Annotated in this window: 11 protein-coding genes; 6 read left to right on the top strand and 5 right to left on the bottom strand. The window is 71.2% G+C overall.

Translation table 11 applies throughout. The annotated features are described in order from the left end of the window. Positions 1-2: 2 nt before the first annotated feature. A complete protein-coding gene (locus IEY96_RS18270; RefSeq protein WP_189195997.1) occupies positions 3-713 on the top strand; it encodes a DNA alkylation repair protein in 711 nt (236 codons plus the stop codon). Here the strand turns inward: IEY96_RS18270 and map are convergent. Further along, a complete protein-coding gene (map, locus tag IEY96_RS18265; RefSeq protein WP_189195996.1) occupies positions 710-1474 on the bottom strand; it encodes a type I methionyl aminopeptidase in 765 nt (254 codons plus the stop codon). The two genes, IEY96_RS18270 and map, sit on opposite strands and share 4 nt — an antisense overlap. A 66-nt stretch (positions 1475-1540) precedes the next feature. Between map and IEY96_RS18260 the strand changes: the two genes are divergently transcribed. Both IEY96_RS18260 and IEY96_RS18255 read left to right on the top strand, forming a co-directional pair. Beyond that, a complete protein-coding gene (locus IEY96_RS18260) occupies positions 1541-1843 on the top strand; it encodes a helix-turn-helix transcriptional regulator (protein ID WP_189195995.1) in 303 nt (100 codons plus the stop codon). A 135-nt stretch (positions 1844-1978) separates the two neighbouring features. Then, complete coding sequence (locus tag IEY96_RS18255) at positions 1979-3259, top strand: D-alanyl-D-alanine carboxypeptidase family protein (RefSeq protein WP_189195994.1); 1281 nt, start codon at positions 1979-1981, stop codon at positions 3257-3259. A 193-nt stretch (positions 3260-3452) separates the two neighbouring features. On the opposite strand, the gene IEY96_RS18250 is transcribed toward IEY96_RS18255, so the two are convergent. Together IEY96_RS18250 and IEY96_RS18245 are read right to left on the bottom strand one after the other, a co-directional pair. Beyond that, positions 3453-4346, bottom strand: coding sequence for a universal stress protein (locus IEY96_RS18250; RefSeq protein WP_189195993.1), 894 nt, complete (start codon positions 4344-4346; stop codon positions 3453-3455). Positions 4347-4536: 190 nt separating this feature from the next. Beyond that, positions 4537-5064: a hypothetical protein gene (locus IEY96_RS18245; RefSeq protein ID WP_189195992.1), complete on the bottom strand. Its 528-nt coding sequence runs from the start codon at positions 5062-5064 to the stop codon at positions 4537-4539. 177 nt (positions 5065-5241) lie between these two features. Here IEY96_RS18245 and IEY96_RS18240 point away from each other — a divergent pair, with 177 nt between their 5' ends. After that, positions 5242-5913: a DNA alkylation repair protein gene (locus IEY96_RS18240; RefSeq protein WP_189195991.1), complete on the top strand. Its 672-nt coding sequence runs from the start codon at positions 5242-5244 to the stop codon at positions 5911-5913. A 419-nt stretch (positions 5914-6332) separates the two neighbouring features. After that, positions 6333-7283, top strand: a complete 951-nt coding sequence (locus IEY96_RS18235; RefSeq protein WP_189195990.1) for an alpha/beta hydrolase — start codon at positions 6333-6335, stop codon at positions 7281-7283. A gap of 71 nt (positions 7284-7354) precedes the next feature. Here IEY96_RS18235 and IEY96_RS18230 read toward each other — a convergent pair whose 3' ends face one another. Together IEY96_RS18230 and IEY96_RS18225 are read right to left on the bottom strand one after the other, a co-directional pair. Continuing rightward, the gene (locus IEY96_RS18230; RefSeq protein ID WP_189195989.1) at positions 7355-7951 is read right to left on the bottom strand and encodes a GNAT family N-acetyltransferase; all 597 of its coding nucleotides are present in this window, start codon (positions 7949-7951) and stop codon (positions 7355-7357) included. 163 nt (positions 7952-8114) lie between these two features. Continuing rightward, positions 8115-8474: a hypothetical protein gene (locus IEY96_RS18225; RefSeq protein WP_189195988.1), complete on the bottom strand. Its 360-nt coding sequence runs from the start codon at positions 8472-8474 to the stop codon at positions 8115-8117. Between the two features lie 186 nt (positions 8475-8660). Here IEY96_RS18225 and IEY96_RS18220 point away from each other — a divergent pair, with 186 nt between their 5' ends. Further along, positions 8661-9149 carry a nitroreductase/quinone reductase family protein gene (locus IEY96_RS18220; RefSeq protein WP_189195987.1) on the top strand — a complete coding sequence of 163 codons (489 nt, stop codon included), beginning with the start codon at positions 8661-8663 and terminating at the stop codon, positions 9147-9149. The last annotated feature ends 243 nt before the right edge of the window (positions 9150-9392 follow it).

Below are 9392 nucleotides of genomic sequence, written 5' to 3'. Positions count from 1 at the left end.
TCATGGCCACGACCGCCGACGTCCGCCACGCGCTCGCCCGCCTCGCCGACCCGCGTCGGGCGCAGGCGTCGAGCCGGTTCCTGCAGATGGTCCCCGGCGGTTACGGCGAGGGTGACACGGCCATCGGCGTCTCGGTGCCGGAACAGCGCCGGGTGGCCGCCCGGTACTGGCGCGACCTCTCCCTGGCCGACGCGGCGAAGCTGCTCACCAGCGGCGTGCACGAGGAGCGGCTCACGTCGCTGCTCATCCTGGTGCGGAAGTTCACCAGGGCGGACGAGACCGAACGCGGCCAGATCGTCGACGTCGTCCTGGCCAACACCGGCCACATCAACAACTGGGACCTGGTGGACTCGTCCGCCCCGTACATCGTCGGCCCCTGGCTGATCGACAAGGACCGGAGCGTCCTCGACCGGTTGGCCGGGTCGAGCCTGGTGTGGGACCGGCGCATCGCCGTCATGGCGACGTTCGCCTTCATCCGGGCCGGCGACTTCGACTGGACCTTCCGCCTCGCGGAACGCCTCCTGCGCGACCCGCACGACCTGATCCACAAGGCGGTGGGCTGGATGCTGCGCGAGGTGGGCAACCGCGACCGGGTGGCCGAGGAGGAGTTCCTGGCCCGGCACTACCGGGTGATGCCGCGGGTCATGCTGCGGTACGCGATCGAGAAGTTCGACCCGCAGCGCCGTGGCGAGTACCTGGCCGGCGTGGCCTAGCGGGTGAGCACCTCGGCTCCGTCGTCGGTGATGGCGATCGTGTGCTCGCTGTGCGCCGTCCGGCAACCTGTCGCGCTCCGGAGCGTCCAGCCGTCGGCATCGGTGACGAGTTCGGCGGTGTCCGCCATGACCCACGGCTCCAGCGCCAGCAGCAGCCCGGGGCGCAGCCGGTAGCCGCGACCGGGCCGCCCCGTGTTGGGGACGTGCGGGTCCTGGTGCATCGTCGATCCGACGCCGTGACCGCCGAACTCGGTGTTGATCGAATAGCCCGCCCCACGGAGGACCGAGCCGATGGCATGCGAGATGTCACCGATGCGAGCCCCCGGTCCGGCCGCGGCGATCCCCGCGCTCAGCGCCCGCTCGGTCGCGCTGATCAGCGCCACGCTCTCCGCGGGCTTCGACTCGCCCACGATGAAGCTGACAGCCGAGTCGGCGACGACTCCGCCTCTGGAGACGGCGAGATCGAGCGACAGCAGGTCGCCGTCGGCAAGCGTGTAGTCGTATGGCAGTCCGTGGAGCACCGCGTCGTTGACCGACGTGCAGATGTAGTGGCCGAACGGCCCGCGTCCGAAGGACGGCTCGTAGTCGACGTAGCAGGACTGCGCTCCGGCCTCGGCGATCATGGCCTGCGCCCACCGGTCGATGTCCCGGAGGTTCGTGCCCACCCCGCAGCGACTCCTCAGCGTCCGCAGGATGTCGGCGACCAGCGCACCGGCCTCCCGGGCTCGTGGCAGTTCGGTGGGGCTCAGGATCTCGATCATGCCGCGCCTTACTCGTGCAACCAATAAGTATCCCGGCCATACTATCCCGGTACTAGAATCGGTGTCATGGTCAGGTTGCCGCTCACTCCCGCCGAGGTCGAGCGCGGGCAGCGCCTCGGCGCCCTCCTGCGACGCGCCCGTGGGGAGAGATCGATGCTCACCACCGCGCTCGACGCCGGTGTCTCGCCGGAGACCCTTCGGAAGATCGAGTCCGGTCGCGTGGCCACCCCCGCCTTCCCGACCATCGCCGCGATCGCCGACGTTCTCGGCCTCTCCCTCGACGCCGTGTGGGCGGAGATCAACCCGTCGGACGGCAGGGTCGGACTCGCGAGATCCGGTCGCCACGCGGGTGAGCGGTTGGCCTCGTAGGCCGCGACCCCGCGCCCACCGCGCGGCACGTGGCATTGTGACCGCTCTTGACCAGGTGACCGCACCGGTGGTACCGAGATCACCACGCCGGCGCCTGCCGAGCCGCGCGGCGCACCACACGGGGGAGACATCAGCATGCTCGACTCTGCGACGACCCAGGTGATCCCGCGGGTCCCGCCGCCACGCCGCCGCCGGCGGCGCCTCCCGGTGCTGATCAGCATCCTCACGACCCTGCTCCTGGTCGCCGCCGTGCTGGTGGCGGTCGCACCGCTGCGCCACCCGCTGCCCGCGCCGACCGTCACGCGCACGCTGCCCCTGTCGACGGTCATCCCCGGCAAGGCGCCGACGGTGCCGTGGCCGCGGTCGGGGCAGGCCGCCCTCTACGTGGAGGGCGTCGGGTCCATCGGCACCTCGGGCGGCAGCGAGCCGCTGCCCATCGGAAGCGTGGCCAAGGTGATGACGGCGTACGTCATCCTGACCGAGCATCCCCTCGACCGGGGCGAGCACGGGCCGAAGCTGACGGTCAGCGCGGCGCAGGCCGCCGCCTACCCGAGCGAACTCGCGCGCGGCGAGTCCCTCATCCGCGTCACCGCGGGCGCGGTCTTCACCGAGCGCCAGGCCCTCCAGGCGGTGCTGCTGCCGTCCGCGAACAACATGGCGCGGATCCTCGCCGCCTGGGACGCCGGCAGCATCGACGCGTTCGTCGACAAGATGAACGACACCGCCGCCGAGTTCGGCATGCGGAACACCCGCTACACCGACCCGTCCGGGCTCAGCCCGGCGACCGTCAGCACCGCCGCCGACCAGGTGATCCTCGCCCGCAAGGCGATGGCGTTGCCCGCCTTCGCGGAGATCGTGGCCCAGAAGAAGGCCACGCTGCCCGTCGCCGGCGAGGTCAAGAACTACAACTCGCTCGTCGGCCGGAACGGCGTCGTGGGGATCAAGACCGGGTCCACCGACGAGGCCGGCGGGTGCCTGTCCTTCGCTTTCGTCGTCACCGTCGGCGGCCGGAAGATCACGGTCGTCGGCGCCGTCCTCGGGCAGCCCGGCGCGGACACCCCGGTCCAGTTGGAGCGGGTCTTCCGGGTGACCCGCGCGCTGATCGGCAGCGCCGCCTCCGCGATCAGGCTGCATCCGGTCGTCCGGGCCGGCGACCCGGTCGCCACCGTCCGCGGGCCGCTCGGCGCCGAGACCACGATGCACGCCGCGAACGACCTGTCCGTCGTCGGCTGGCCCGGCCTCCGCGTCAAGCTGGACACCGACATCCCGGCCGTGCCGGCCGCGCTGCCCGCCGGCGCCGAACACGGCCGGGTCACCGCCGTCGCCGGCGGCGGCAAGCCGGTCACGAGCCCGCTCCAATCAGGGGTACGGCTCGACTCCCCCAGCACCTGGGAGCGCATCCGCAGGCACCGCTGACCCGGCGGGAGCCGCCCCGGTTCCGGCCGGCGAGAGCCGGTACGCGAGATGAGTGCCTGAACTGGGATGCGCGCCGGCCCGGCCGACCCGACGTAACGCCGGTCTCGTGTCGAGGGCGACTGCGGACCTGATCGGAAAGGATGGCCGGGTGATCGGTGGTGGTGATGGCCGCACCGTAGGAGCGGGCGTTCCCCTATTCGGCTTCGTCGGCAGGAACCTGGGGCACCACCAGGACGGGCCGGTGGGCGCGGTGCAGGGTGGCCATGGCGACGCTGCCGAGCAGGATCTTGCGTACGGCCGATCGTCCGCGCGAGCCGACCACGATCAGGCCGGCCTTCCGGTCCGCCGCGACCGCGGCCAGCGCGTCGGCCACCGCCCGTCCGGGCGCCCCGATTCCGGCGCGCACGCGCACGGTGGTCACGGGCTGCTCGCCGGTGGCCGCCACCGCAGGACCGTCCTCGCTGTCATCGCCGCTGCCGCTGTCGATGGAGACCGGAACGACCTCACGGTCGGGGAACAGCCGTTGGGCGGTGGTGAGTGCAGCCGCGGCGCTGGCCGAGGAGTCCCAGCCGACCACGACCGGCCCGGCGTCGAGGGCGGCGAACTCGTCGGTCAGCAGCGGGTGGGGCACCACCAGCACAGGACGGGGGCTGTAGTGCACAGCCATGTCCGACACACTGCCGAGCACCGCCCGCGCACCGCCCAACCCCCGGGAGCCGATCAGCAGCACATCCGCCTGCTTCTCGTCGGCCAGCTCGGCCAGTTGCAGCCCTTCCCCGCCGTAGCTGCGGCACACCAGGGGCTCCGCGTCCCAGCCCGCGGCTCGCGCCAGCATCACGCCCATCGACGTCAGCCGGTCCGCCTCACGACCGCCCTCCCTCTCGACGGCCTGCACGAAAACGTTGATGTTGCGGGTGCCCGTCCACAGCCGCCGCCGCAACTCCTCGCTGGCGAAGGGAGGCGTCCACAGATGCGCGATCCATGCCTGAGCACCAGGAAACAGCAGCGCCCCGGCTTCGATCGCCGCGCTCGCGGCCGGAGACCCGTCGTAACCCACCACGACTCGCCTGACGTTCCCAGCGTTCACCGCGCCACCTCCCTAACCCGTGACCCCACCACGCCGCGTTCCCGATGAGAACGCGCGCCGCCTGTCCCCTGGCGCCTGAGGCGGCCGGCCGGCTGGACAAGGGCGGCAGAAGGTCACAACCTGATCATATCTCTCACCCTGGGTCAGCAGTGGCTGTCCCCTGTCGCCACAGACCTGCGGGCCCGGCGGGTCAGGGCGTGGTGGGCTCGCACTCCGCCGTGTACGTGTCGAAGGCGACCGTCACGGTGCCGTCGGCGTTGAGGGTGGTGTGGTTCGTGATCCGGAGCGAGGCGTCGTTGCCCGCCCCCGGCCCCACGATCCGGAAGACCAGTTGCTGGGTGGAGGTGATCGGCAGCCCACCGGAGCCCTGGTTGTAGACGAAGAGGTTGACGCGGGTGCTGACGTACCGGTCCCCGGTCGTCGCACCGACGCCGTGCACGTCCGACTGGGTCTCGACGATGTGCACGTGGAAGCCGCCGGTCTCGTCGACGGTCACGTGGTACAACTCGGAGAACGTGCCGTCGAAGTTCACGACCTCGCCGAGACCGCCGTTGGCGCAGGGCAGGACGACGGAGAGGTCCAGCGGGGCCCGGAGGATCCGGGTGGTGGTCTCCGCGGCGTACGCCGGCGTCGGCCCCGCCGCGAGCACGAGCGACGGCGCGAGCAGCGCCACCGCCGACGCGGTCCTGGCCCGGCCGGTGAACCTGATCTTGTGCATGGCGATCGTCCTTCCGCGCGGACGCCCCGGCCGCGACCGACCGGGCTCACCGGGAATCTGCTCGCGGTGGGTGAGGGTGTCAATACGACTGGGCGTGTCGCCGCGGTCGGCGTGGTGCGACCCGGGGTGTTCCCCGTCGTAGGCTGCGACTCGCATCTGACGGGGCGGGAGGTGGAGATGGCCGACACGACGCTGGCCGAGGTGATGGCCGAACTGGCCGAGTTGGAAGACCCGAAGACCCGCGCGGTGAACGAGAGACACGGTGACGACCACGGCGTGAACCTCGGCAAGCTGCGCGCGCTCGCGAAGCGGCTGAAGACGCAGCAGGAACTGGCGTGCCAGCTCTGGGAGACGGGTGACACCGCGGCGAGGCTGCTGGCGATCCTTATCTGCCGCCCGAAGGCGTTCGCGCGTGACGAGTTGGACGCCATGCTGCGCGAGGCGCGCACGCCCAAGGTGCACGACTGGCTCGTGAACAACGTGGTGAAGAAGAACCCGCACTCCGAAGAGCTACGACGGGCCTGGTTCGCCGATCCGGACCCGGTGGTCGCGAGCGCCGGCTGGGCGCTGACCACCGACCGCGTGGCGAGGAAGCCCGAGGGCCTCGACCTCGCAGCGCTGCTCGACGTCATCGAGGCGGAGATGAAGGACGCCCCGGATCGCCTGCAGTGGGCGATGAACCACTGCCTGGCGCAGATCGGGATCGAGCACCCCGAGCACCGCGCCCGCGCGATCGACATCGGCGAGCGCCTGGCGGTGCTCAAGGACTACCCGACCTCCCCGGGCTGCACCTCTCCGTTCGCGCCCGTCTGGATCACCGAGATGGTGCGCCGCCAGCACGACAGGTAGGACACTGGCTCTCGTGCCGGTACGCCGATCCCCCGCTTCGCTGCCGTCGGGAAGCCGCTGGTGAGCCCGCTCGGCAGCCTCATGTGCATCGCCCTGCTCATGCTTGCGGCGTCGCTGGCCCTGCTCTGGATCTGCGTCCGCCTCCCGGAGGGCTTCCGGCGGCTACGGCACGGCCTGACCAGGAAACGATCTCGCCGGCTAAGGGACCATCCGCTGCTTCAGGCTCCACCGGAGAGGGATCGCAGGGAAGAGGCTCTCTGGCGGCCTGAGCTCTACGACTGACAGTCAGGCGCCGACACCCGCGCGGAGTCTGTAACTGGTGGATCGGCGTGAGTCGGATCGAGCAGGGGCGAGGGCGGGCTCGTGACCTGGCGGTCATCTCCGACCGGACGGAACGGGATCATGGGATCCTTGCCCGCATGGCCGAACCGATCAGTTCCCCGCTGGCCGACGCCGAACTCGCCGCCTTCGTCGAGGCCGTCCGGCAGGATCCCGGCCCTCCCGCCCGTGCGGTGGGAGCGGCGGCCCTGCGACGCGCGCAACGGCTTCGCGTCGAGGCCCGGCCACCGGGCCCCGAGGTCGCCCGGGTCGAGGATCTGACGGTCGGTCCGGCCGGCGTGGGTGCGCGCCTCTACCGGCCGTCGCCCGCGGCCCAGCCGCTGGTGGTGTTCATCCACGGCGGAATGTGGACGATCGGCGATCTCGAGTCGCACGACCGGGCGTGTCGCCGCCTGGCGCTCACGACCGGTACGGCCGTGCTGAGCGTCGACTTCCGACGGGCTCCGGAGCACCCGTGGCCGGCCGCGGTCGACGACTGCGTCGACGTCATCCGGTGGGCGGCGACCGGCGGGGGTGCGAGCGCCGGCATCGAGGGCCCGACGGTCGTCATGGGCGACAGCTCCGGCGGAAACCTCGCCGCGCTCGCCTGCCTGCGCCTGCGCGACGAGGGCGGACCACTGCCGGACGGTCAGATCCTGGTGTATCCCAACACCGATCTGACACTCTCCTCGCCCAGCGCGCGGACGAAGGCCACCGGTTGGGACCTGACCACCGACGACGTCGCGTGGGGGGTCGAGCAGTGGGTCCCGGACCCCTCCCGACGCGCCGACGCCCAGGTCAGTCCCGTGTTCGCCGCCGACGTCAGCGGGCTGCCGCCCGCCGTCGTGGTCACCGCGGAGCACGATCCGCTCCGGGATGAGGGCGACGCGTACGCCGCCCGGCTGGCGGCCGCGGACGTTCCGGTCCGGCACCGCTGCGAGGCCGGGATGGTGCACGGATTCCTCACCCTCGACACCGTCTCGCCCGCCGCGGCGGCGGCCGGAGACCGGGTCTTCGCCGACGTCGCCAATCTGGTCGACCGCCTACGGTGACGTCACATCCACGCGGCGCGGGCCTCGGGGCGCTCGACCAGCACCCCACGGGCGGCCCCTGGCTGGCGACATCAGGCGAGTTGCTTGTCGCCCCGGATGCGGGCGTGCAGGTGCATGTCGTGCCGGCCGTCGGAGTGGACGGCGTCGCTGCGCTTGGTGCCTTCCAGGAGGAAGCCGGCCTTGACCGCGACTCGACAGGAGGCAAGGTTTCGGGTCGAGTGATCCAGATGCAGGCGGTGGAAACCAGCCTCGCCCAGCGCCCAGACGCTCAAGGCCGTCAGCGCGCGGGAGGCCACACCTGCTCCACGGGCGGCGGGAAGCACCCAGTAGGCGCACCCCGCGACACCGTCGTCGAGATTCATCCCGCCCATGGCGATGCGTCCCAGCACCTGGCCCCCGCCGCGGGTCACTGCCCAACTGGCGCCGGTCTCCTGCGTCCAGGCCTTGCGATAGTGATCGAACCACTCACGGACCTGGTCTTCGGACGCGGGTTGGCGCGTGTGCCAGTGCTGGATGTCCGGGTCCTGGTAGGCAGCGAGAAAGACCGCTGCGTCGGAAGGCTCCCAGGGGCGCAGGAGCAGGCCACCCGGGGCGCGAAGCATCGGTTGCGGGCTGGCGGCGAGGGTTCCGGCGGGGATGGCGGGCTGTGTCGAAAGGATCGCCCTCACGCCTCATCCTCTCCCGACACTGATGACCTCGGAACACGGCACGCGGGCCGGCCCCGCGCAGTGAGGTGACGGGAGTTCCGGCCTCCGCGGCATGAGAGCGCCTTGCGTCGCGCGCCCTGCCGACCGGCCTCGACGGCGCGGGCGGACGCGGTGTCCTGCCGGCCTACCGCAGCCACCGCAGCGCGGCGTCGGCGGTGTCCGCAGGGCTGCTGTTGAAGGCGATGGCCGCGCCGGGAGCATGCTGCCGAACCAGGTTGACCACCTTCTCGAAGATCTCGAGCAACGGCTCGTGCTTGCGGATGCCGCCCCCGACCACCACGCAGGCGTAGTCCTTTCGGGTCAGCGCCTCGACGATCGCTTTCTCGGGGTTCTCGTCGGGCACCACCAAGCACAGATCCGCCTCGATACCGTGATCGCCGAAACGGGCCTGACCACGCGCTATCGCCGCCACAACCGGCTCCGGATCCCAGCCCGGGATCCTCATGGGATCGATACCGATCACCAGCACCGGCCCCAGTGCCATGCCTCCCCCTACCTCCCACAGAACGGTCTGGCCCAGCACCGCGAGACGGGGGCACGAGTCCGCCAGTCAGCCTGTCGGAAGGGCGCGTCGTACGGTCCTGATGCTGCCACAGGTGGCATCAGACGTGCTCGATACTGCGGCTGGCGTCCTGTTCGTACCATCGCCTTGAAGGTGTGGGAGGTCGTCATGTCGGACGAGAACCAGGCAGGAAAACCGAGGCTCCCACCGCGCTGGTTCATTCGGCTGGCCTGGTCGGTGCACCGGGGCCTGTACCGGGTCTTCGGCGGCCGGGTCGGACTCTGGCGGCCCCGCGCCAACCGCTGGGGCACGCTGCGGCTGTCCACGACCGGGCGCCGCACCGGCCGGCAGCGCAGCGTCATCATCGCGTACCTGGAGGATGGGCCGAATCTGATCTCGCTGGCGATGAATGGATGGGGTGAGGGTGAGCCCGCCTGGTGGCTCAACCTGCGGACGCATCCGGATGCGGCCGTCGACCTGGTCGACGGGCGACGCCTGGTACGTGGGCGCGCCGCGACAGGCGACGAGCGGTCGCGGCTGTGGGCCCGCTGGCGCGAAATCGACGCGAACCTCGACGCCTACGCGGCGCTGCGGTCGTCCGAGACCGCGGTGGTCGTCCTGGAGCCCCGGACCGGCGCCGAGCACGTCGCCGGGTAGGAGTCCCCTGAGTTCCACAACCCTGTCCCCCGGCAGGCCGCGGTCGATCCGTCGACCCGACAGGAACCTCGCAGCCAGGCCGCGCTCGACATCAGACCTTTGCTTGCTGACGAAGGAGAAGATTTCCTTCCGCGGCTGTATCCGTAGGTGCCACCGCTTCAGGAGATCGGCTTCATCTCAGCGGAGAACAACACGTACAGCAATCCCACTTTAACGTATATCGCACCGGGGGGCTTGCCGCAA

This window comes from Micromonospora fulviviridis (genome assembly GCF_014648395.1).
Classification (GTDB): Bacteria; Actinomycetota; Actinomycetes; order Mycobacteriales; family Micromonosporaceae; genus Micromonospora; species Micromonospora fulviviridis.
The sequence above is the reverse complement of the archived record's forward strand: the minus strand, read 5'-3'. Positions and strand labels throughout refer to the sequence as shown.

Excerpts from the sequence above, each read along its gene's own strand:
- map (WP_189195996.1), bottom strand. The coding sequence starts at position 1,474 with ATGATCGAGATCCTGAGCCCCACCGAACTGCCACGAGCCCGGGAGGCC.
- IEY96_RS18240 (WP_189195991.1), top strand. The coding sequence starts at position 5,242 with ATGGCCGACACGACGCTGGCCGAGGTGATGGCCGAACTGGCCGAGTTG.
- IEY96_RS18260 (WP_189195995.1), top strand. The coding sequence starts at position 1,541 with ATGGTCAGGTTGCCGCTCACTCCCGCCGAGGTCGAGCGCGGGCAGCGC.
- IEY96_RS18220 (WP_189195987.1), top strand. The coding sequence starts at position 8,661 with ATGTCGGACGAGAACCAGGCAGGAAAACCGAGGCTCCCACCGCGCTGG.
- IEY96_RS18245 (WP_189195992.1), bottom strand. The coding sequence starts at position 5,064 with ATGCACAAGATCAGGTTCACCGGCCGGGCCAGGACCGCGTCGGCGGTG.
- IEY96_RS18255 (WP_189195994.1), top strand. The coding sequence starts at position 1,979 with ATGCTCGACTCTGCGACGACCCAGGTGATCCCGCGGGTCCCGCCGCCA.
- IEY96_RS18270 (WP_189195997.1), top strand. The coding sequence starts at position 3 with ATGGCCACGACCGCCGACGTCCGCCACGCGCTCGCCCGCCTCGCCGAC.
- IEY96_RS18225 (WP_189195988.1), bottom strand. The coding sequence starts at position 8,474 with ATGGCACTGGGGCCGGTGCTGGTGATCGGTATCGATCCCATGAGGATC.
- IEY96_RS18235 (WP_189195990.1), top strand. The coding sequence starts at position 6,333 with ATGGCCGAACCGATCAGTTCCCCGCTGGCCGACGCCGAACTCGCCGCC.